The sequence below is a fragment of the Myxococcus sp. AM011 genome, assembly GCF_013372595.1.
GTDB lineage: Bacteria > Myxococcota > Myxococcia > Myxococcales > Myxococcaceae > Myxococcus > Myxococcus eversor.
The window spans coordinates 62,272-82,556 of record NZ_JABXEM010000008.1; the positions used below are offsets into that span (position 1 = coordinate 62,272).

Consider the following 20,285-nt stretch of genomic DNA (forward strand, 5'->3'; position numbering starts at 1 on the left):
CGGAGCCCCACAGACGGGCCATCTTGAGCCTGCTGCTCTCGTCGGAGCGGTCGGTGGGCGACCTGGAGCGCGAGCTCCGACTGTCGCAGCCGTCCGTCTCCAAGCACCTGCGGGTGCTGCGCGATGCGGGGTTCGTGGAATCACGCATCGAAGCGCAGCGTCGCCTCTACCGACTGAGACCGGAGCCGCTGATGGAAGTCGACGAATGGCTCATTCCCTTCCGGCGCTTCTGGTCGAAGCACCTGGATGCGCTGGAGCAGCACCTCGACAAGATGGACAAGGTCCCCCCTGTGAAAGGAAGGAAGAAACATGAGCAGCCGTGAGAACTACAGGCCGGGTGCCGCGTCGGGCGCCAGGATTGAGAAGGAGGGAGAGAAGTGGACGCTGGTGCTCGTGAGAGACCTCTCCCACCCTCCCGAGAAGGTCTGGAGGGCCATCACGGAGCCCGAGCACCTGCGCGAGTGGGCGCCGTTCGATTCCGACCGGAATCTGGGGAGCGTTGGCACCGCGAAGCTGTCGACCGTGGGAGCGCCGAAGCAGATCGTCGCGGAGACGCAGATCAAGCGGGCCGACGAGCCGAAGCTGCTCGAATACAGTTGGGGGGGACAGGACCTCCGCTGGGAGCTGGAGCCACAGGGAACCGGCACCCGACTCACGCTCTGGCACAACATCAACCGTGGCTTCATCTCGATGGGCGCCGCGGGCTGGCACATCTGCTTCGATGTGATGGATCGGCTGCTCGCCGGTCAGCCCATCGGACGCCTCGTCGGACCTGACGCCATGCGGTTCGATGGCTGGCAGCGATTGAACGTCGAGTACGCCAAGCAGTTCGGCGTCGAAGCCCCCTCCTTCTGATTCTCGCCCGATATGAACATGCATCGCTCAAAAGGAATCGTCATTGGCTTCTGGGTCGTCACCGTGCTGCTCTGCCTGCAGATGGGCTTCACCGCCTACGCGCAGCTGAGCCTGCCGGAGGTGGCGCAGGCCATCGCCGAGCTCGGCTTCCCGGACTACTTCCGCAAAGGGCTCGCGTGGGCCAAGTTGATTGGCGTGGTGGTGTTGCTCGCGCCGGTGCCGGCGCGGCTCAAGGAGTGGGCCTATGCGGGCTTCGCCTTCACGCTCGTCTCCGCGCTCATCGCCCACCTCGCGATGGGTCACGGCATGGAGCGGTGGATCTACGCCGTGGTCACCGGTGTGCTCTGGGGGCTCTCGTATTTCTTCTGGCGCCGGCTGCAGGCCCCGGCTGTCGAGCTCCGCCCGGCGACCGCCTGAGCGCTGGAATTTCCAGGAGGAGACCATGAAGAAGGCAGGCGCGAGCGGAGGGCCTTCGGCATCCGCGCTCATCTCACAGCGAATCGTCGACCTGGGGGGATGGCGCGGGGAGACCCTGGCGAGGATGCGCAAGCTCATCCAGGAAGCGGACCCGGACGTCGTCGAGGAGTGGAAGTGGATGGGCACGCCGGTCTGGTCACACGACGGCATCATCTGCACGGGCGAGTCCTACAAGGAGGTCGTGAAGCTGACCTTCATCAAGGGCGCTTCCCTGATGGACCCGGACAAGCTCTTCAACTCGAGCCTCGAAGGAAACGCGCGCCGGGCGATCGACATCCGCGAGGGGGAGAAGGTGGATGCGGCTGCCTTCAAGCTGCTCATTCGCCAGGCGATCGCCCTCAACAGTGAGGGCAAGGCGAAGCCGGCGGTGAAGGCGAAGCCGGTGGCGAAGGCGAAGCCCTCGAAGGCAAAGCCGGTGACGAAGGCGAAGGCCTTGAAGAAGGCAAAGGACTGAGGGCTTCCGACTTCGACCTCGTGGACTTCCGTGGGCGCCCGCGGAGAATCCATGCACGCCCAGCCGTCTCCCGCCGGATTCCAGGCATATGCCTCTGGCGACAGGAGGGTGAAGCGGATGGCCTTGCCCCTCCGGGAGACGTCCCACCGGGTGACCGCACGTGGGCATCGGAAGGATTGAAGGCTGCTTGCGAGGTCATCCTCTCGCCCCTCGGACTCGGGCATCCTTTCCCCTTCTGGAGTCGCGCGAGCGACTCCTCAACACACAAGGGGATGGACATGAAGAACGGATGGCTGAGCGCAGGGGTCTTCGCGGTGGCGATGGCGGTATGCGCCTGTGGTGGCACGGAAGAGGACGTGGCGCGGGAACAGGTGCCAGCCGCGGGCATCCAGGAGGCCCAACCCGGGGACACCCACCAGCAGTCCATCTCCTGTGACGCGGCGGGCCGCTGCCCCCCTGGCTTCTACTGCGACGTGACCTGGACCTGTCGCTACGTTGGCGGACACGGGTAGCCCCTGCTGCCAATACGCCCGAGCTCGGGTCGACGCGTATCATGTGTAACAGCTCGCCGCGCCCCGTCTGGACGGGGCGAGGATGAGCCCGCCGGGCATTGAAGCACGGCGCGGTGGCGTCAGTCGGAGCTGGCCGGGAGCGTGACGGTAGCGGGCTTCTCGATGGCGGCAAGGGCGGAGCGCAGCAGGTCGCATCCCGGGTCTTCACCGCGCAGGCGAGCCATTTCCCCCAAGCAGGGGCGAGGCCGGAGCCGGAGGAAGAGAGCCCGTCCTTTGCCGCGACGCGGGAGGCGCCGAAGAAGGAGCGCACACCCCGATTGGACTCTCGCCAGGCTGCTACGCAGGACGGAAAGCGCTGGACGTGTTCGCTTGCTCGAAGTGTGGAAACAGGAGATGCGCTCATCCAGCGCGCCTTCGCCGCCCTTTCAAAATGTCTCGAGGAAGGTCTTCATCTCGCGCAGCACCTCGTCATGGTTGGTGAGCCAGACGTAGTGCTGAGCGTGCTCGAGCTTGATGCCCTTCCAGTTCGGCATGCTCATCACGCTCAGCAATTCGGCGTCCCGCTGGAGCGCCCTGTCCCTCAGGTTCCTCAACTTCTCCTGCACGGGAAGGTCCATTTGGGAGAAGCCTGGGAGGTCCTCCGGCCGCCCGAACCGAGGCTGATCCACGTAGAGGAAGAGCACGGCCGCCGTCACGGCCGCGAAGTCCACCTTCGAGAACCCCCTCATCACCCGCTCCTCCGCGTGCGGCCACCTGCGGGCGCGCAGGTAGTGCCCGGTCTTCGGATCGAACTCGTTCGCCTCGTCGATCTCGTGCGCGGGGAACGCTCCTCCGACGTCACGCGCGAGCGCGGCGGCGAGCGCGGCGCGTGAGGCCACGTCCTCGGGAGCGGGCTCGCTCGGAGGAGGCATGGGCAGGACCGAAAGGAGCTCCGCCAGCAGGTCACCGTTGGTCCTCACGTCCAGGTAGACCACCTTCTCCACGCGCTCCGGGTGATGGGTTGCCACCCAGGTGAGCTCTGGCCCGGCGGCGGAGTGGCCCACGAATGACGCCTTCGCGATTCCCAGCCCCTCCAGCACCCGGACGACGTCCTCGCCCAGGGTGGCGGTGTCGTAGCCCTGCTCGGGCCAGCTCGACGAGCCAACCCCCCGGCGGGTGACGGCGTAGACGTGATGGGCCGCGGTGAACTCCAGCGCGAAGGTGTCGAACACGTGGCCCGTGTTGCCCAGGCCCGACAGGAAGACGAGCGCGGGTCCCTGGCCTCCGAAGTCGAGCAGCTCGAGCTCGACCCCCTCGGCCACCTTCACCCGCTTCACCTGATGCAACGCGCTGGAGTCAGCAGAAGCCGGGACCGGGACGGACTTCGTCGTCACACAGGCGAACAGCGGCAAGCAGAGGAGGAGGAGTCTTCGCATGGACTGACTCAACTACAGGAATGCGGAGCCCACCAGGGAAGCCCATGGGTAACAGCTCGCCGCGCCCCATCTGGACGGGGCGTGGATGAGCCCCCGCCCGGCTTCGATGGGCGCGGTGGTGTCAGTCGGAGAGGAAGACGGTCAGCCCACTCCACAGCTCCAGCATGTACTCGAGCGCCTTGCGCAGAGCACTGCCTGGCAGCGAGCGCTGGGCCAGCGCCCACTCGCGGATGGCAGCCACCAGCGGAGCGGACTTCTCCTGTCGCACCGCGAGCCGTTGCGCCAGTGCCGCGGCCTGTTGCTCCCCCTGCAGTACGTGCGGTTGTGGCAGGTCGGCCTCAATGGCATACATCTGGACAATGAGCGACAGCACCTCGGCGCACACGGGGGCCACTCTCTCGGCCTCCACGAATTTGCGTCGCACGTGGGCCCAGACGAAGTGGCGCTCCACCACGCGCACCTCCTGGCTGTCCTCCGTCTGTCCCGCCCACTCCTTCAACGCACCGCCGCACAGGCCGCACACCTTGTCGGCCTCGTCCAGGGGCAGCACCACCTCCTGCACGGCCAGCTGCGGCTGGGCACGCGGCCCGTGCCCGCGCTGCTTGCGTGCGCTCGCCGGCGGTGTCGCTTCCACTGCTGGCTTTCGCTTCTCGCTGGAGGCGCCGAAGAGGCGCTGCTGCATGAGCGCCAGTTGCTCCGCAAGCTGGGTGAGCTCCCTTCCCAGTTGGAAGACCTGGAGGGTTGAGGTGCATCGTGCCCGGGAAGGTCCCCGGGCACAGGGGCTCCACGCTCAATCGCCGCAGGACAGCTTCAGCTTCTCCACGGACGCCTTCTTGCCCTCCTTCGTCAGGGTGAGCTTCAGCGTCTTGCTCGTGAGCATCACGACCTCGGCGGTGAACGTCCCGGTGGCGTCGGCGTACTGGATGCTGTCGCCCTTCTTCTCGAGACCGGACAGGTTGGTGTCCGGCTTGCTCGGCTTGAGTTCGACGACCTTCTCATCCACTCGCACCACGGCCTGTTGGAGGTCATCGAGCAGGTAGACCACACTCCCCTTCCCCAACGTGCAGCCAGCACCCGCGTGGTCCGACAAGTCCTGTTCCGTGAGAGGCTTTACCGCGAGCCCCGGCGCAGCGACCTTACCTTCGGCCAGCGCAGTCCCTCCGAACGCCGCCAACGACAACACCACCAGACGCGCAACCAGGTTCCGCATGATGTCTCCCAGAGTCAATGCCCCTCGCGGCACCGGAGAGCGGCGCTCGACGGGCCGCGACATCATGCGCCGAGCGAATCGCAGGCTCAATCCATCGTGCAGCCCGGTGGCCGGCCCCCGCTGCGGGGAGCCGCGAGCACCTGTCCACCCGGAGCATGGACTGAGGGCGATGCTCGACGCGCCGGAACGGCCTCGGTACGCCATGCGCCGTGGGGCGTCAGCCGTGTGCGACGCCTTGCACCCGCTGGCGACAGGCGGCATGTTCATCGTCCCTTGAGCAATCCAGGAGCGGTACATGACCATCACAATCACGGCCTTTGAACGCTCGCCTGATCGCGGCAACGGACTGGCGCGGGACATGAGGGTGCGCTGGGCGCTGGAAGAGGTGGGCCAGCCCTACGAAGTCCGTCTGCTGTCGTTCGATGCGATGAAGGAGCCCGCCCACAGGGCGCTGCATCCGTTCGGTCAGATTCCGACCTATGAGGAGGGAGAGCTCGCCCTGTTCGAGTCCGGAGCGATTGTCTTCCACATCGCGGAGCGCCATGCCGGCCTGCTGCCGGAAGATTCGAATGGCCGCGCGCGCGCAATCGCATGGATGTTCGCGGCGCTCAACACGGTCGAGCCGCCCATCTTCGACCGCAGTCTGGTGACGATTCTCGAGCGCGACCAGCCCTGGTACGAGCATCGCCTGCGCGCGCTGGACGACACCATCCGGAAGCGGTTGGACGACCTCTCCGCGCGACTCGGCGACGCTGACTGGCTCGACGGCGCCTTCAGCGCGGCCGACATTCTCATGGTGACGGTCCTGCGCAGGATACAGAGCTCGGGCATTCTCGAGGCGTATCCGAACCTCGCCGCCTATATCGCCCGCGCCGAAGCGCGGCCGGCCTACCAGCGTGCGTTCGCCGCGCAGCGCGCGGTGTTCAACGCCGCCCCGAAGACGGCGTGACGGCGCGGGCTCGCGGTTTGGGAAAGCACCAGGCACAGCCACACCAGGAGGAGGCTGACGCGTGCACGAGTACGATTTGATCGCGGACTGGTATGCGTCCCAGCGCTCAGGCGACATGGGCGTCCAGGAAGTGACCGCGCTCGCGGCCTCGCTCCCGGGCGGCGCCTCGGTTCTGGACGTCGGCTGCGGCACGGGATTGCCGCTGACGAGGGTGCTGATTGAGCACGGGTGCCAGGTGCTGGGCGTGGATAGCTCTCGCGAGCTGCTGGCGCGATTTCAAGCGACCTTCCCCCGCGTGCCGGTGCTCTGCGCGCCCATCCAGTCGTGTGAACTTCAGGCGCTAACGTTCCACGCCGCGATTGCGTGGGGAGTCTTGTTCCACCTGCGCCACGAAGAGCAGGAACAGGCGATCTCCAGAATCGCGAAGGCACTGAAGCCTGGCGCCGCGTTCCTCTTCACCTCGGGCGATACCCACGGCTCCATCGACGGCGAGCCGATGAACGGCGTTCCGTTCCGCTATCACTCGTACAGTGTCGACGGGTACCGCGAGCTGCTGCGCACGCACGGGTTCACGCTGGAAGCGACGCATACGGACCCAGGTGGGAACTTCCACTACCTGTCGCGCAAGACTGGATGAGGCAGCTTCTCGCCAGTGAGAGGCCCCCGCTTCCGTGGCACTCCCGCGCTTCGTGTGGTTTCCCTCGGAGGCATCCGCGGACACGGCAGGCTGCCTGATGACCAAACGGGTATCTCAGCAATCCGGTGCGGTACAGGCTGCTCAATTGTCTCCTTTCACACGCATGCCCTGTGCGCGGGAAGCCAAGCCGGAATTCAGGCTATTTCGGCTTTAGACAGGATAAACTCAAGGACATGAGAGACCTGTCCATCGCACGAGTGGCAGCTTGGAGTCTGGCCATCATGGGGGTGTTCAGCGGCGCTTGCGGGGACGCTCCCCAAGTCCATCGCGATGAAGAGCAACCCGCCCCGTCCTCCATGCCGGCGTCCCTGGCCCCGGTGGTCCCGCTCTTCGATTCCAGCACCCCGCTCGAGCCCGCGGTGGTGGTGGATACGCCGACGGCGCTCATCACCCGTCTCGGAGACCGGTCGCGAGATCGCCACGCGCGTGAAGCGCAGTTCCAGAGCTACGAGCACTACCTGCCGCTGTATTTCGAATACCGCACCCATGGCATCGAAATCATCGACAGGGTCGCCAAGGGCGGCACCGATATCACCGTCAACGTCACCTCACTTCATGCCTTGGACACGCCGGACTTCCGCGCGTTCTACCAAGGCCAGGCGGTGCTCTCGCAGTATTGGTTCAACGTGGACATGACGCAGGTGGACCCGCTGCACTACACGGCCACCCTCAATTACAATGCGAAGGAGAACCGGCGGATCCAGGTGGGCGACCGCATGGAGATTGAATTCAGCCCCTTCATGCTCCCTCCCGTCGTGGGACGCGCCAACTATTACGGGACGGCGTTCCTCTACATCGTGGGACAGGGCGGCATGGTGCCCTGGGAAGGAAAGGGCTCGAACCTGGACTCGTTTCCCCTGCCCCAGCCAGCCTGGCTGGGGGGACGCACGACGCTTGGCTACAGCTACTCGAACGAGCCGGCGCACCTGTTCAAGCAGTTGGCGACAAACATGGCGCCCGGGAACGCCCAGCCGTTCGTCGAGGGGCGGCGCCTGCATCACACCGACTTCGGCGATGGCTCCCACTCGGAGGCTGGCAACCCGAGCTTCACCGCGCAGCAGAACAAGCTCGGGCCCGCCTATATCGCGCGCACCTGCGTTGCCTGCCACATCAACAATGGCCGCGCGCTTCCTCCCGATCCGGCGACGTCCGTGTATGGCTTGCGGTTCTATGTGAATGACGCTCCCTGGGCGGACCTCCACTACCGGCTCAACGGAGGTTCCCAGCAGAGCTTCCGGATGGCGCATGACAGCTCCAACGCGAACACCCATCTGCTCAACAACATCGCGGCGGGGACGGTCGTCCAGTACCACTTCACCATTGGCAACTCCGCGGGGGGACTGAGCACCACGTCCCCGGTGAGCTTCACGGTGGGCGGTGATGGCCCCAGTGGAGGGAACCCCTATGGCCACGTCGTCCTCTCGCCTCCCCTCCGCTATACCGTCAGGGTGGGAGCGGTCGGCTCCGCCGTGACGGCGCATCCGGCACTGGGGTGGGTCCTTCAACCGCAGAGCACCACCGGGAGCCCCGAGGGCAACGTGAGCATCTCGGGTTGGACGGTGACGAGTGGCACGTTCGGAGATGGCGCGGGCTATCAACTGCGTCGTCCCCTCTACGGCTTCACGGGTCCCGTTCCCACGTACTATTCGGCCCGTATCACGCCGCCCCTGGTCGGATTGGGTCTGCTGGAGGCGCTCGATGAGGGCACGATTGCCAGCCTCGCCGATGCCAACGATGCCAATGGCGACGGCATCTCCGGGCGTATGCAGACGGTGGTGGATCCACAAACAGGCCAGCCGCGCGCGGGGCGTTTCGGCTGGAAGGCGGGCAAGGCGAGGCTCAGGCATCAGGTCGCGAACGCACTCAATGTCGACCTGGGGGTCACCACCTCCGTCTTCCCCGTTCCGGATTGCGGCTCGGGGCAGACCTGTGCGGGTGCAAGCACTGAGTTGGCGGATGCGGACCTGGATAGGATGGTGCGTTACATCGCCCTGCTTGGGGTCCCCGCGCGCCGCAACCTCGATGCCCCTCAAGCGATTCAGGGAGAGGGCCTCTTCAACAGCATGGGCTGTGCCCGGTGCCACGTCTCGACGCTGACGACCAGCCCGTATCATCCTTACGCCGAGCTGCGGAGCCAGGTGATTCATCCCTACACCGACATGCTGTTGCATGACATGGGGGCGGGGCTGGCGGACAACCTCCCAGAGGAGGGAGCCACGGGAGCGGAGTGGCGCACGCCACCTCTCTGGGGCATTGGCTTGACGGTCGGAATCAGCGGCGGGGAGGCCTATCTGCATGACGGTCGCGCGCGCAGCCTCTCCGAGGCCATCCTGTGGCACGGTGGGGAGGCCGAGTCCTCCAAGGAGGCCTTCCGCGCTCTGAGCGGCTCCCAGCGGACTGCATTGCTCGCGTTCTTGCAGTCTCTCTGAGTGGATGAGATGGGGCGCCCGGTTCGGCCGGGCGCTGCTCCCGGCAGGGCCCCTCCGGTGAGCGTCAAGGTAGATGTCGCGTGCGGGGGCTCAGCCGATGCGATTCACCTCCTGCACGGCCGGGTTGAGGTTCGGAGAGGGGCCGGGACGGTCGGGGTCTGGGGCGACAACGCCCATGGGCAGTTGGGCACTGGCAGCCTCCAGAACCAACGCGCGCCCGTCCGGGCCTGGGGCCTGTGGAACATCAACGCCATAGGTGCCGGCGACTTGCACTCCCGCTGGCAATCACCTGGGGCGGCGGCAAGTCGGTAGGCTCTTGGGCAGCTGCCCTCGAAAGAACTGGAAAGGCGCCTGTCACTTCGCTGAAGGTCACGTGATGATGGTTCGCTTGGACTCGATTTTTCCTGACCTGGCCGAGAGGTTCAGGCTCGCGCCCCCTGAGCACCAGCGAAAGGCTGCTCTGAATGCAACCGTGCTTGCGGCCTTGAGCGTTGGCCTCGAGGGCGAAGGCGTTGTTCCCGCGCTTGAGCATCTTCGTCGCGGAGGAGATATGGATCGCGAACTGCTCGCGAAGATCGAGCGCCTCGCCACCCGGCTCGATGATGAATATCTCCGCATGGATGAGGACATCGAGGAGGCGAAGAGGCCTGAGGCGCTCAGACTTTTCTCGAAGGCGCGGGCCGCCTCCGCTCTTCGGTTTGCCCTTTCCGAGCCCCCTGGGCAACTCCATGAGGCGATTTATGAGGCGATCACAGCGGTGGACGATCCCGCCGTAGTCGTGGGGCCAGTGATCGAAGCACTCCAGAGATGACGACCAAAAGGAGTCTGGGATGCCCGCGAAAGAGGAGAAGCAGAAGAAGCCTGGTCAAGTCCCGAGTCGTATGTAGCCGGCCCAGAGAGGGAGGTCGCTCCTCGACGACATCAAGCAGCAGTGTCTGGGGTTGAAGTCAGCAGGGCCCTGCCCAGAGAGCGACGGTCATTCCAGATGCCAGTGACTTCAATGGCAACAGCCATGGTGAGGCACAGGGCGCTTGCTCGGTTCGGGTAGGCTCGCCGGACAGAAGTTCGACAATGCTCGTCGCCCGGAAGATTCCTTTGAAGGGGTAGTCAATTGGGACTGGAATCTTCGTGCGGCCTTGACGTCAGTATTTACGCCCGGAATGTGATTTCAAGCATTCCCTGATAGCACACCACATGAGCAGAACACCGCCGCTGAACCGCATCCTCTGAGCGGTCGCGCGCAGACGAAACCGCCAATCGGGCGTCCCCCGTGCGTCAGCCATGGCCTGCTCCTTCCCGCTCGTGCTCGACGCCTCACCGACTCGCGAGGCTCGCCCCCCACTCAGGCACGCGGGCCTCGGGCAGAAAACACGTCACCCCATTGTCACCCGGCCACCGCCCCGCTGCTATCCTCGCGCCCATGAAGCGCCCCCCAGAGCAGGACGCGCCCGCGATGCCGTCGCTGCTCGTCTTCACCATCGCGGTGCTCCTCTTCGGCTCGCCGCTGCGGCGTCTGTGGTTGGCCGAGGACGCTCCCGGGTACATGCCCTTCGTCGTCTGGCTGGGCGTCATCGCCCTGGGGGCCTGGGCCGCGTACCGGAGCGGTGGCCATGACGCTTGAGATTGGCTCACTCGTCGCCGCCTCCGTCGCGTATCTGATGGTGCTGTTCCTCGTCGCCTACGCGGCCGAGCGCGGCCTCATCTCCTCGCGCATCACCCAGCACCCGCTCGTCTACGCGCTCGCGCTCGGCGTCTACGCGACGTCGTGGTCCTACTTCGGCAGCGTGGGCTACGCGGCCCGACACGGCTTCCGCTACCTGGGCATCTACCTGGGCGTCACGCTGGCCTGTCTGCTCGTGCCCGTGCTTTGGCGCCCGTTGCTGCGCCTCACTCGCGAGCTCCAGCTCACCTCGCTCGCGGACCTGCTCGCCTTCCGCTACCCGGGACAGAGCACCGGTACCGCGGTGACGCTCTTCATGCTCGCCGGCAGCCTCCCCTACCTCGCCCTCCAGGTGCGCGCTGTCGTCGAGTCCGCCAAGGTCCTGAGCCCGTCCGCATCACCCACGCTCGTCGGCATGGGCTTCTGCGCGGTGCTCATCGTCTTCTCCGTCCTCTTCGGCGCGCGCCACCTCACCGCTCGCGAGCGCCACGAAGGGCTGATGCTGGCCATCGCCTTCGAGTCCGCGGTGAAGGTGGTGGCCCTCGTGGCCGTGGGCGCATGGGCCGTGTCGTCCGTCTTCGGCGGCGTGGACGGACTGTGGAAGTGGCTGGAGGCCAACCCCGAAGCGGTGGAGCAGCTGCGCCGTCCCGCGCGTGACGCATCCTGGGCACCGCTGCTGGTGCTCTCCTGCGCCGCCGCCTTCCTCACCCCGCGCAGCTACCACGTCGCCTTCACCGAGGCCCCCGAGCGCGACGCGCTCTCCACCGCGACGTGGGCCTTCCCGCTCGTGTTGCTGGTGATGAACCTGGCCGTGCCCATCGTGCTCTGGAGCGGCGAGGCGCTCGCCCTGCCCTGGCCCGCGGACTTCCACCTGCTCGCGGTACCCGCCTCGCGCGGCGCCACGGGGCTCGCGCTGGTGGCCTTCCTGGGCGGCGTGTCCGCATCCAGCGCCATGGTCATCGTCACCACGCTGGCCTTGGCCCCCATGTGCCTGACGCACCTGGTGCTGCCCCTGGGCTATGCGCGTGGCCAGCCCCACCTCTACGGCTGGCTCCTCTGGGCGCGCCGACTGCTCATCGCCCTCATCATCCTCGCGGGCTACGGCTTCTACCGGCTCCTGGACACTCGCGGCCTGGGGCTCGTGGACCTGGGGCTCGTATCCTTCGTCGCGGTGGCGCAGTTCGCCCCGGGCGTGCTGGGCCTGTTGTTCTGGAAGCGGGCCACTCGCGCGGGACTGCTCTCGGGCCTGGGCGCCGGGGCCGCCACGTGGATGCTCACGCTCGTGGTGCCGCTGTGGGCCTCTCCTGGCCTGGTCGCGTGGACCCACCGCGTCGCCATGCTGCTCGGCTTCCCCGGAGACGAACCCTGGGGCTTCTCCACCTTCGCGTCGCTCACGCTCAACACGCTGGCCTTCGTCGGTGTGTCCCTGGCCACTCGACAGTCCGAGTCCGAAGCCGAGGCCGCGCGGGCCTGCACACGGGAAGCTCCGGGACTCGTCTCCGGTGGAGTGGAGGCAGGCTCGCCCCGGGAGTTCCGAGAGCGGCTCGCGCCCCTGCTCGGTGCCGAGGCCGCGTCGGCGGAGGTCGACCGCGCGCTGGCGGGCCTGGACATGTCCCCCGATGAGCGCCGCCCCGCGGAGCTGCGCCGCCTGCGCGACGGCGTGGAGCGCAACCTGTCCGGACTCCTGGGCCCGGTGCTCGCGCGCCTCACCGTGGAAGAAGCGCTGCGCCTGGGGCCCGGCACCCGCGCCGCGCTCGCCGAGCAGCTCCGCTTCGTGGAGGAGCGCCTGCGCGATGCCCGGGGCATGCAGGGCCCCGTGCACGCGGTGGAGGCCGTGCGGCGCTACCTGCGGCGCATCCTGGAGGACCTGCCGCTCGGCGTGTGCGCTGTGGGCCCGGATGGCGAAGTGGTCATCTGGAACGCAGCGCTGGAGCGCCTGTCCGGCGTGGAGGAGCACGCCGCTCGCGGACATCCCCTCGCCGCCCTGCCCGCTCCTTGGGGCCCGCTCCTCTCAGGCTTCGCGGCCGGCGCCGAGGCGGACACCGAGACGCGCGTCACGGTGGACCAAGCCGAGCGCACGTTGCGGCTCCACCGCTCACGATTGACGCCGGATGAAGAAGGCGGCGGAACCTCGGAGGGCATGGCGCTGCTCGTGGATGACCTGACGGCGCGCAAGGCCGTGGATGCGCGACTCGCGCACCAGGACCGACTCGCCTCGCTGGGACGCGTGGCGGCGGGGGTGGCGCACGAGATTGGCAATCCCCTGACGGCCATCGCCAGCCTGACCCAGAACCTCAAGTACGAGCTGGATGACGCCGACGCGGTGAAGGAGCGCACCCAGCTCATCCTCCAGCAGTGCCGCCGCATCGACGCCATTGTGCGCGCACTGGTCGGCTTCAGCCACGCCGGCACGGTGGGCGGGGAGGCTCGCCCTTTCGCTCACGTGGAGGTGGGCCCTCTGCTGAGCGAGGCCGTGCAGCTCGCCCGCCTGGCGCGCACCGCGACGAAGTCCCGAGGCGTCCGCTTCGAGCACCGCAGCCCGGAGGGGCTCGTCGTCCAGGGCGACTCGCAGCGACTGGAGCAGGTCCTCGTCAATCTCCTGACCAACGCCATGGATGCCTCACCGGAAGGCGCCAGCGTGGAGCTGGAGGCGGAGGCCACGCGGGGCCGCATCCACCTGCGAGTGCTGGACCGGGGGCACGGCATTCCCTCCGAACTCTCACAGCGGGTCTTCGAGCCGTTCTTCACCACGAAGCAGCCGGGCGAGGGCACGGGCCTTGGGCTCGCGCTGGTGGCGGGCATCGTCCGGGAGCACGGCGGCACCATTCAGGTGGACAGTCGGACGGGGGGAGGGACTAGCGTGACGGTGAGCCTGCCCGATGCGCGCGGCGTGGAGTCGAGCACGCGTCCAGGTCCGGGAGCCACCGCATGAGTCGCATCCTGGTCATCGAGGACGAGCCCATCATCCGCACGGAGCTGCGACGGCTGCTCGTGCGCGCGGGGCACGACGTGTCCGAGGCGGGCGCGGTGCAAGAGGCCTCGAGCGACTACGCGCTGGACTCGTTCGACCTGGTGCTGTCGGACCTGCGCCTGCCGGGCGCACCGGGCACGGACGTCATCGCCCTGTGCCCGGGTGTGCCGGTGCTCATCATGACGAGCTACGCCACGGTGAAGTCCGCCGTGGACGCGATGAAGCTGGGCGCGGTGGACTACATCGCCAAGCCGTTCGACCACGACGAGCTGCTGCTCCAGGTGGAGCGCGTGCTGCGCGAGGGCAAGCTCACCCGGCAGAACGCCGCGCTCAAGCGCGAGGTGGAGCAGGCCTATCCGGTGAGCGGCATGGTGGGCAGCAGCCCCGCGATGCGCGACGTATTCGAGCGCATTCGCAAGGTGGCCCCCTCCACCGCCACGGTGCTGGTGCTCGGCGAGTCCGGCACCGGAAAGGAGCTGGTGGCCCGGGCCCTCCACGCGCAGAGCCCTCGGGCGGACGGCCCGCTGATTTCGGTGAACTGCGCGGCGATTCCAGAGGGACTCCTGGAGAGCGAGCTGTTCGGCCACGAGAAGGGCGCCTTCACCGGCGCGCTCACCGCGCACGCGGGACTGGTGGAGGCCTCGCACGGAGGCACCCTCTTCCTGGACGAAGTGGGCGAACTGCCCGCGCCCGCGCAGGCGCGCCTGTTGCGCATGCTCCAGGACGGCGAGGTGCGGCGCGTGGGCTCCACGCGGCCTCGCAAGGTGGACGTGCGCATCGTCGCCGCCACGCACCGGGACTTGCCTCGCCGCGTGCAGGAGGGCGTCTTCCGCCAGGACCTCTACTTCCGTCTGCGCGTGGTGGAGATTCGCATGCCGCCCCTGCGCGAGCGCGGCGACGACCTGCCCGTGCTGGCGAAGTACCTGCTGGAGAAGGCCTGCCGGAAGCTCGGCCGCGCCCCGGCCACGCTGTCACCAGAGGCGATGGTGGCCTTGAGCGTCCACCCCTGGCCCGGCAACGTGCGCGAGTTGGAGAACGCCCTGGAGCGCGCCGTCATCCTCTCGGATGGCCCCGTCGTCACGCCCGACCTGCTCGCGCTGGAGCTGCCTGGCGGCGAGGCGAGTCCGCTCACCCCCGACGCGCCCGAGCCCGGCGAGCCAGAAGCCGAGGAGGCGGGCGGCTCCATGGAGGAGTACTTCCGTCGCTTCGTGCTCGAGCACCAGGAACACATGGGCGAGACGGAGCTGGCGAAGCGGCTGGGCATCAGCCGCAAGGCCTTGTGGGAGAAACGCCAGAAACTCGGCCTCCCGCGCACGCGCGCATGACGCACCGCCTTCAGGGCAGGAGCGGTGTCGTCAGCCAACGACTCGGCTCGCGCGCGATTCGTTACGACGCATTGCATGATTCGTTACCGAGGTAACGCCCACGTCACCTTCCGTAACATCCTGACGCGGCGAGCCAACCTCCAAGGTCTTGAATCTCCGCGTGGCGGCACTTGGCCAGAGTGTTGCTCTGGGCGACGGGCATGCCCCTCACCCCCACGCGCCCGTTGCCGCTGCTGCTGACGCTCGCGGTGGCCCTGCTCCCCCTGGGCTCCGCGGTCGCCGGGAAGATCACCATCAACGACGAGGCCCACCTCAACGTCAATCTGTTGCTGCAGCCTCAGGCCCAGTTCATCAAGGACGGAGCTCCCGTCGGGCACGTGGGCACGGACTTCTTCCTGCGGCGCGTGCGTCTGCTCGTCTTCGGCAACGTGACGAAGCGGCTGTCCTTCTTCATGGAGACGGACCAGCCCAACTTCGGCAAGGACGGCAACTACAACGTCGACTTCTTCGTCCAGGACGCCTTCGCCTCCTACGAGTTCGCCGACAAAATCTGGGTGGACGCGGGCTTCCTCATCGCCCCCTTGTCACGCCACAACCTGCAGGGCGCAATCGCTCTCAACACCGTCGACTTCCACTCCAACCTCATCCGCTTCACGCCGGGCGTCGGTAAAGTCTGGCGCGACATGGGCGTGCAGCTTCGCGGCTTCGTGGGTCCGCTCGGCTTCCGCGCCGCCATCCTCAATGGCGCGGAGGGCACCGTCCGCGAGAATGCACCCGCCATCAACCCGGATGACATCCCCCGAGGCGTGGCGATGGTGCGGTGGAACTTCCTCACCCGCGAGGAGGACCTCTTCTTCCAGGGCATCTACTTCACCGAGAAGCCCCACCTCTCCGTGGGCGCGGGCGCGGACTATCAGCCCTCCGCCGTCGCGACGGCCAGCGGTGTGCACGACTCGGTGGCATTCTCCACGGACGTGTTCCTGGACTGGCCCATGGGCCATGACCAGGAGCTCGTCTTCCAGACGGGCGTGTACACCTACCGCCAGGGGATGGACAGCCCACAGAGCGGCACGGGCTTCCTGTCGGAGCTGGGCTACCGCATCGGCCACCTGGAGCCGCTCGTGTCCGTGGAGTACTTCAACTCGCGCGTCGTCGCGCAGGACGCGTTCGTGGTGAGGCCCGGCTTCAACCTCTGGTTCCAGAAGCACACCTTCAACCTGAAGACGGAGGTCGCCATCTCCCGCCTGGGCGACATCTCCGAGACGGACACCGGCATCGCCGGCACCGCGCAGCTCCAGTTCTTCTACTGACATCCCTGCTCTCCCCGAGGTCACCCCCGATGACTGCCGCGAAGGATTCGTTCGTCCCGCCGAAAGAGCACTTCTCCAGGGACTCCCACGTGAAGAATCTGGCGGAGTACCGCGACCTCTATCAAAAGAGTTTGCGAGAGCCCGACGCCTTCTGGGGCGAGCAGGCCCAGCGGCTCACCTGGTTCCATCCGCCGGAGGCCATCCGCGAGGTGGACGCGGAGCAGGTGGACTTCTCCTGGTTCAGCGGCGGCAAGCTCAACGCCGCGTACAACTGCGTGGACCGCCACGCGCGCGAGCGCCCCGGCAAGGCCGCCATCATCTGGGCCAAGAACGAGCCGGGCGAGTACCAGACCATCACCTTCCGGGAGCTGCGGCACCACGTTGGCCGCGTGGCCAACGTGCTCAAGGCCCACGGCGTCCGCAAGGGCGACCGCGTCTGCATCTACCTGCCGATGATTCCGGAGCTGGCGTACACCATGCTCGCGTGCGCGCGGCTCGGCGCGGTGCACTCGGTGGTGTTCGCGGGCTTCTCCTCGGAGTCGCTGCGCGAGCGAATCCTCGACTGCGGCGCCAAGGTGCTCGTCACCGCGAACGAGGGCCCGCGCGGCCCCAAGAGCGTGCCCACCAAGGCCATCGCCGACGAGGCGGTGGAGGGCCTCACCCAGGTGACGTCCGTGCTGGTGGTGCGGCGCACGTCGCGCGAAGTCCCCATGACGGAGGGCCGTGACGTGTGGCTCGACGTGGAGATGGCGCGCCACCGGGGCGTGTGTCCCGCCGAGTGGATGGACGCGGAGGACCCGCTCTTCATCCTCTACACCTCCGGCTCCACCGGAAAGCCCAAGGGCGTGCTGCACACCACGGGTGGATACCTCGTCTACGCGGCGACCACGCACCACTACGTCTTCGACGCGCGGCCCGACGACGTGCACTTCTGTACGGCGGACCTGGGCTGGGTGACGGGCCACAGCTACCTGCTGTACGGCCCGCTCCTCAACGGCACCACCACCGTGCTGTTCGAGTCCACGCCGTCGTACCCCGACGCGGGTCGGCTCTGGCAGGTGGTGGACGACGTGAAGGCCACCGTCATCTACACGGCCCCCACCGCGCTGCGCGCGCTCATCAAGGAGGGCGACGCGTGGGTGAAGAAGTCCTCGCGCAAGTCGCTGCGCCTCTTGGGCAGCGTGGGCGAGCCCATCAACCCGGAGGTCTGGCGCTGGTACCACGACGTGGTGGGCGAGGGCCGCAACCCCATCATCGACACGTGGTGGCAGACGGAGACGGGCGGCATCCTCATCTCCCCGCTGCCGGGCGCGACGCCGTGCAAGCCGGGCTCCGCCACCCTGCCCTTCTTCGGCGTGGAGCCGGTGCTGCTCGACGACGAGGGCCGCGTCATCGAGGGCAACGGCGTCAGCGGCAACCTGTGTCTGGCGCGCTCCTGGCCCGGACAGGCGCGCACGCTGTACGGCCACCACCAGCGCTTCGTGGAGACGTACTACTCGCGCTTCCCCAACCTGTACTTCACCGGCGACGGCTGCCGGCGCGACGAGGACGGCTACTACTGGATTACCGGCCGCGTGGATGACGTGCTCAACGTCTCCGGTCACCGCCTGGGCACCGCGGAGGTGGAGAGCGCGCTCGTCGCGCACGAGGCCGTGGCCGAGGCCGCCGTGGTGGGCTTCCCTCACGACATCAAGGGCACGGGCGTGTGCGCCTTCGTCACGGTGAAACCCGACTGGCAGGAGACGTCCACCGAGCAGATGGTGGGCGCGCTCAAGGAGCAGGTGCGCCACGTCATCGGTCCCATCGCCACGCCGGACCGCGTCGTCGTCGTCAACGGCCTGCCCAAGACGCGCTCCGGCAAGATTCTGCGCCGCATGTTGCGAAAGATTGCGTCCGGCGAGATGGAGAACCTGGGAGACGCCACCACCCTCGCCGACCCCGCCGTGCTGGACGAGTTGCTCATCAAGGGCGCGCCCGTGCGGGCCAAGTCCTGATTCCCCCTGGCCTTCCGACGTCACACTGGAGACAAGCGATGCCTACGAAATCCCAAGAAGACGCCCTGGAAGCACTCGCCGCGTCGCGCTGGAGGGTGGCCGCAGTCCTGACGGGGGCCACGCTGGTGGCGTACTTCGGCTTCATCCTGCTGGTGGCCTTCAACAAGCCGCTGATGGGCAAGCAGCTCACTCCCGGCCTGTCGGTGGGAATCCTCCTGGGTGCCATCGTCATCGTCACCGCCTGGGCGCTGACGGGCATCTACATGATCTGGGCGAACGGCAAGTACGACCGCGCCCTGAGCCAACTGCGTCGCTGAGAGCGAGCCTCGAATGAATCCCACGACAACCCCTGGAACGGGCACGCAGTTGGGCCAGCCCAACAGCACGGCCATCCTCTTCTTCCTCCTCTTCGTCGGCGTCACCCTGGGAATCACGTACTGGGCGGCGCGCAAGACGAAGACCACCTCGGAGTTCTTCGCGGCCGGCGGCGGGGTGAGCGCCCTGCAGAACGGCTTCGCCCTCGCGGGCGACTACATGAGCGCCGCCAGCTTCCTGGGCATCGCCGGCCTCGTCGCCATGTCCGGCTTCGACGGGCTCATCTACTCGGTGGGCTGGCTGGTGGGCTGGCCGGTGGTGACGTTCCTCATCGCCGAGCCGCTGCGCAACCTGGGCAAGTACACCTTCGCGGACGTGGTGGCGTACCGCCTCAAGCAGACGCCGGTGCGACTGGCCGCCGCGCTGGGCACGCTCACCGTGGTGAGCTTCTACCTGATTGCGCAGATGGTGGGCGCCGGCAACCTCATCCACCTGCTCTTCGGCCTGTCCTATGAGGCCGCCGTCGTCATCGTCGGCGCGGTGATGATTCTCTACGTGCTGTTCGGCGGGATGATTGCCACCACGTGGGTGCAAATCGTGAAGGCCGTGCTGCTGCTCGCGGGCGCGTCCGCGCTGGCCGGGGCGGTGCTGTACAAGTTCGGCTTCAACCCGCTGGCGCTCTTCAACGAGGCGGCCACGCAGTATGGCGCGCAGACGCTGGCGCCGGGCGCGCTGGTGAGCAACCCGGTGGAGACGATTTCGCTCGGGCTGGCGCTGATGTTCGGCACGGCGGGCCTGCCGCACATCCTGATGCGCTTCTACACGGTGCCCAACGCGAAGGCCGCGCGCAGCAGCGTGTTCTACGCCACGGGCCTCATCGGCTACTTCTACCTGGTGACGTTCATCCTCGGCTTCGGCGCGTCGGTGCTGGTGGGCCGGCAGGCGATTACGAGTGTGGACAAGGGCGGCAACATGGCGGCGCCCATGCTGGCGGAAGTCGTGGGCGGCACGGGCTTCCTGGGCTTCATCTCCGCGGTGGCCTTCGCCACCATCCTCGCGGTGGTGGCCGGCCTGACGCTGTCCGGCGCGGCGGCGCTGTCCCACGACTTGTGGTCCAGCGTGGTGCGCAAGGGCGAGGCGCCCGAGCACGAGCAGCTCAAGGTGGCGCGGCTCGCCAGCCTCTTCCTCGGCGTGCTGGCCGTGGTGCTGGGCGTGGCCTTCAAGGGACAGAACGTGGCCTTCATGGTGGGCCTGGCGTTCGCCATCGCCGCGAGCGCCAACTTCCCCGCGCTGCTCTTGTCCATGGCATGGAAGAAGTTCACCACCTATGGAGCGGTGGCCAGCATGCTGACGGGCTCGTTCAGCGCGGTGCTGCTCATCTTCCTGTCGCCCACCGTACAAGTGGACCTTCTGAAGAACGCGAGCGCGATGTTCCCGCTGAAGAATCCAGGCATCATCACCATGCCGTTGGCTTTCGTCGTGGGAGTGCTCGTGTCGCTGTTGTTCCCGGAGCGCGAGTCCAGCGAACGCTTCGCGGAGGTGAAGCACCGCATGCACATGGGCGCGGTCCAGGCCCCTGTACCCGCAGCCGCCGCGGCGAAGTCGTCCGCGTCGGAATCCAGCGCGACACCGACTCCCACGCCCAGCAAGGCGTAACGCCACCGAGTAGCCCTCCTCCGTCATTGCTCCTGGGGAGGAGGGCGGGGGTGGGG

20 protein-coding genes and 1 pseudogene are annotated in these 20,285 nt (G+C 67.5%); 17 read left to right on the forward strand and 4 right to left on the reverse strand.

What is annotated here, in order from left to right:
* Positions 1 to 23: 23 nt before the first annotated feature.
* The 5 genes from HUW62_RS48420 to HUW62_RS03185 all read left to right on the forward strand — a co-directional run bounded on the left by HUW62_RS48420 (position 24) and on the right by HUW62_RS03185 (position 2,298).
* On the forward strand, positions 24 to 323 hold the full coding sequence (locus tag HUW62_RS48420) for a helix-turn-helix transcriptional regulator (protein ID WP_255203189.1): 300 nt from the start codon (positions 24 to 26) through the stop codon (positions 321 to 323).
* Positions 310 to 855: an SRPBCC family protein gene (locus tag HUW62_RS03170; RefSeq protein WP_176433513.1), complete on the forward strand. Its 546-nt coding sequence runs from the start codon at positions 310 to 312 to the stop codon at positions 853 to 855. The genes HUW62_RS48420 and HUW62_RS03170 overlap by 14 nt, the downstream gene beginning before the upstream one ends.
* Before the next feature lie 18 nt (positions 856 to 873).
* Complete coding sequence (locus HUW62_RS03175; protein ID WP_163865459.1) at positions 874 to 1,272, forward strand: DoxX family protein; 399 nt, start codon at positions 874 to 876, stop codon at positions 1,270 to 1,272.
* A gap of 25 nt (positions 1,273 to 1,297) precedes the next feature.
* Positions 1,298 to 1,786: a DUF1801 domain-containing protein gene (locus tag HUW62_RS03180; protein ID WP_176433514.1), complete on the forward strand. Its 489-nt coding sequence runs from the start codon at positions 1,298 to 1,300 to the stop codon at positions 1,784 to 1,786.
* 278 nt (positions 1,787 to 2,064) lie between these two features.
* Positions 2,065 to 2,298, forward strand: a complete 234-nt coding sequence (locus HUW62_RS03185; protein WP_176433515.1) for a hypothetical protein — start codon at positions 2,065 to 2,067, stop codon at positions 2,296 to 2,298.
* A gap of 425 nt (positions 2,299 to 2,723) precedes the next feature.
* On the opposite strand, the gene HUW62_RS03190 is transcribed toward HUW62_RS03185, so the two are convergent.
* From HUW62_RS03190 to HUW62_RS03200, 3 genes are all read right to left on the reverse strand, one after another.
* On the reverse strand, positions 2,724 to 3,713 hold the full coding sequence (locus HUW62_RS03190; protein WP_217911084.1) for an alpha/beta fold hydrolase: 990 nt from the start codon (positions 3,711 to 3,713) through the stop codon (positions 2,724 to 2,726).
* A 121-nt stretch (positions 3,714 to 3,834) separates the two neighbouring features.
* Positions 3,835 to 4,395 (reverse strand): transposase, encoded by a 561-nt coding sequence (locus HUW62_RS03195; protein ID WP_176433516.1) that lies wholly within the window; start codon positions 4,393 to 4,395, stop codon positions 3,835 to 3,837.
* 108 nt (positions 4,396 to 4,503) lie between these two features.
* Positions 4,504 to 4,923 (reverse strand): hypothetical protein, encoded by a 420-nt coding sequence (locus HUW62_RS03200; RefSeq protein WP_176433517.1) that lies wholly within the window; start codon positions 4,921 to 4,923, stop codon positions 4,504 to 4,506.
* Between the two features lie 295 nt (positions 4,924 to 5,218).
* On the opposite strand from HUW62_RS03200, the gene HUW62_RS03205 reads away from it, so the two are divergent.
* The 5 genes from HUW62_RS03205 to HUW62_RS03225 all read left to right on the forward strand — a co-directional run bounded on the left by HUW62_RS03205 (position 5,219) and on the right by HUW62_RS03225 (position 9,809).
* Positions 5,219 to 5,872 carry a glutathione S-transferase family protein gene (locus HUW62_RS03205; RefSeq protein WP_176433518.1) on the forward strand — a complete coding sequence of 218 codons (654 nt, stop codon included), beginning with the start codon at positions 5,219 to 5,221 and terminating at the stop codon, positions 5,870 to 5,872.
* Positions 5,873 to 5,933: 61 nt separating this feature from the next.
* Positions 5,934 to 6,509 carry a class I SAM-dependent methyltransferase gene (locus tag HUW62_RS03210; protein ID WP_176433519.1) on the forward strand — a complete coding sequence of 192 codons (576 nt, stop codon included), beginning with the start codon at positions 5,934 to 5,936 and terminating at the stop codon, positions 6,507 to 6,509.
* Between the two features lie 356 nt (positions 6,510 to 6,865).
* Positions 6,866 to 8,998: a di-heme oxidoredictase family protein gene (locus HUW62_RS03215; RefSeq protein ID WP_255203190.1), complete on the forward strand. Its 2,133-nt coding sequence runs from the start codon at positions 6,866 to 6,868 to the stop codon at positions 8,996 to 8,998.
* Positions 8,999 to 9,007: 9 nt separating this feature from the next.
* Positions 9,008 to 9,310 (forward strand): RCC1 domain-containing protein, encoded by a 303-nt coding sequence (locus tag HUW62_RS48425; RefSeq protein WP_255203196.1) that lies wholly within the window; start codon positions 9,008 to 9,010, stop codon positions 9,308 to 9,310.
* A gap of 64 nt (positions 9,311 to 9,374) precedes the next feature.
* Entirely contained in the window at positions 9,375 to 9,809 is a 435-nt protein-coding gene (locus HUW62_RS03225; RefSeq protein WP_176433521.1) for a hypothetical protein, read from the forward strand.
* Between the two features lie 110 nt (positions 9,810 to 9,919).
* Here HUW62_RS03225 and HUW62_RS48430 read toward each other — a convergent pair.
* Positions 9,920 to 10,048: pseudogene (locus tag HUW62_RS48430) on the reverse strand (IS256 family transposase); the annotation flags it as partial.
* A gap of 370 nt (positions 10,049 to 10,418) precedes the next feature.
* Here HUW62_RS48430 and HUW62_RS03230 point away from each other — a divergent pair.
* The 7 genes from HUW62_RS03230 (at position 10,419) to HUW62_RS03260 (ending at position 20,229) form a co-directional block, all read left to right on the forward strand.
* The gene (locus tag HUW62_RS03230; protein ID WP_141640700.1) at positions 10,419 to 10,619 is read left to right on the forward strand and encodes a hypothetical protein; all 201 of its coding nucleotides are present in this window, start codon (positions 10,419 to 10,421) and stop codon (positions 10,617 to 10,619) included.
* Entirely contained in the window at positions 10,609 to 13,590 is a 2,982-nt protein-coding gene (locus HUW62_RS03235) for an ATP-binding protein (RefSeq protein WP_176433522.1), read from the forward strand. Before HUW62_RS03230 ends, HUW62_RS03235 begins: the two co-directional genes overlap by 11 nt.
* On the forward strand, positions 13,587 to 14,954 hold the full coding sequence (locus HUW62_RS03240; protein ID WP_176433523.1) for a sigma-54 dependent transcriptional regulator: 1,368 nt from the start codon (positions 13,587 to 13,589) through the stop codon (positions 14,952 to 14,954). Before HUW62_RS03235 ends, HUW62_RS03240 begins: the two co-directional genes overlap by 4 nt.
* Before the next feature lie 200 nt (positions 14,955 to 15,154).
* Complete coding sequence (locus HUW62_RS03245; protein WP_176433524.1) at positions 15,155 to 16,264, forward strand: hypothetical protein; 1,110 nt, start codon at positions 15,155 to 15,157, stop codon at positions 16,262 to 16,264.
* Positions 16,265 to 16,293: 29 nt separating this feature from the next.
* The gene (gene acs / locus HUW62_RS03250) at positions 16,294 to 18,258 is read left to right on the forward strand and encodes an acetate--CoA ligase (protein WP_176433525.1); all 1,965 of its coding nucleotides are present in this window, start codon (positions 16,294 to 16,296) and stop codon (positions 18,256 to 18,258) included.
* Positions 18,259 to 18,296: 38 nt separating this feature from the next.
* Positions 18,297 to 18,575, forward strand: a complete 279-nt coding sequence (locus HUW62_RS03255) for a DUF485 domain-containing protein (RefSeq protein WP_163865475.1) — start codon at positions 18,297 to 18,299, stop codon at positions 18,573 to 18,575.
* 13 nt (positions 18,576 to 18,588) lie between these two features.
* Positions 18,589 to 20,229, forward strand: a complete 1,641-nt coding sequence (locus HUW62_RS03260; protein ID WP_240356340.1) for a sodium/solute symporter — start codon at positions 18,589 to 18,591, stop codon at positions 20,227 to 20,229.
* The last annotated feature ends 56 nt before the right edge of the window (positions 20,230 to 20,285 follow it).

Bases quoted from the DNA above. Each gene is read 5' to 3' on its own strand.
- HUW62_RS03170 (WP_176433513.1), top strand. From the start codon at position 310: ATGAGCAGCCGTGAGAACTACAGGCCGGGTGCCGCGTCGGGCGCCAGG.
- HUW62_RS03175 (WP_163865459.1), top strand. From the start codon at position 874: ATGCATCGCTCAAAAGGAATCGTCATTGGCTTCTGGGTCGTCACCGTG.
- HUW62_RS03180 (WP_176433514.1), top strand. From the start codon at position 1,298: ATGAAGAAGGCAGGCGCGAGCGGAGGGCCTTCGGCATCCGCGCTCATC.
- HUW62_RS03185 (WP_176433515.1), top strand. From the start codon at position 2,065: ATGAAGAACGGATGGCTGAGCGCAGGGGTCTTCGCGGTGGCGATGGCG.
- HUW62_RS03190 (WP_217911084.1), bottom strand. From the start codon at position 3,713: ATGCGAAGACTCCTCCTCCTCTGCTTGCCGCTGTTCGCCTGTGTGACG.
- HUW62_RS03195 (WP_176433516.1), bottom strand. From the start codon at position 4,395: ATGCAGCAGCGCCTCTTCGGCGCCTCCAGCGAGAAGCGAAAGCCAGCA.
- HUW62_RS03200 (WP_176433517.1), bottom strand. From the start codon at position 4,923: ATGCGGAACCTGGTTGCGCGTCTGGTGGTGTTGTCGTTGGCGGCGTTC.
- HUW62_RS03205 (WP_176433518.1), top strand. From the start codon at position 5,219: ATGACCATCACAATCACGGCCTTTGAACGCTCGCCTGATCGCGGCAAC.
- HUW62_RS03215 (WP_255203190.1), top strand. From the start codon at position 6,866: ATGCCGGCGTCCCTGGCCCCGGTGGTCCCGCTCTTCGATTCCAGCACC.
- HUW62_RS48425 (WP_255203196.1), top strand. From the start codon at position 9,008: ATGGGGCGCCCGGTTCGGCCGGGCGCTGCTCCCGGCAGGGCCCCTCCG.
- HUW62_RS03225 (WP_176433521.1), top strand. From the start codon at position 9,375: ATGATGGTTCGCTTGGACTCGATTTTTCCTGACCTGGCCGAGAGGTTC.
- HUW62_RS03230 (WP_141640700.1), top strand. From the start codon at position 10,419: ATGAAGCGCCCCCCAGAGCAGGACGCGCCCGCGATGCCGTCGCTGCTC.
- HUW62_RS03235 (WP_176433522.1), top strand. From the start codon at position 10,609: ATGACGCTTGAGATTGGCTCACTCGTCGCCGCCTCCGTCGCGTATCTG.
- HUW62_RS03240 (WP_176433523.1), top strand. From the start codon at position 13,587: ATGAGTCGCATCCTGGTCATCGAGGACGAGCCCATCATCCGCACGGAG.
- HUW62_RS03245 (WP_176433524.1), top strand. From the start codon at position 15,155: ATGCCCCTCACCCCCACGCGCCCGTTGCCGCTGCTGCTGACGCTCGCG.
- acs (WP_176433525.1), top strand. From the start codon at position 16,294: ATGACTGCCGCGAAGGATTCGTTCGTCCCGCCGAAAGAGCACTTCTCC.
- HUW62_RS03255 (WP_163865475.1), top strand. From the start codon at position 18,297: ATGCCTACGAAATCCCAAGAAGACGCCCTGGAAGCACTCGCCGCGTCG.
- HUW62_RS03260 (WP_240356340.1), top strand. From the start codon at position 18,589: ATGAATCCCACGACAACCCCTGGAACGGGCACGCAGTTGGGCCAGCCC.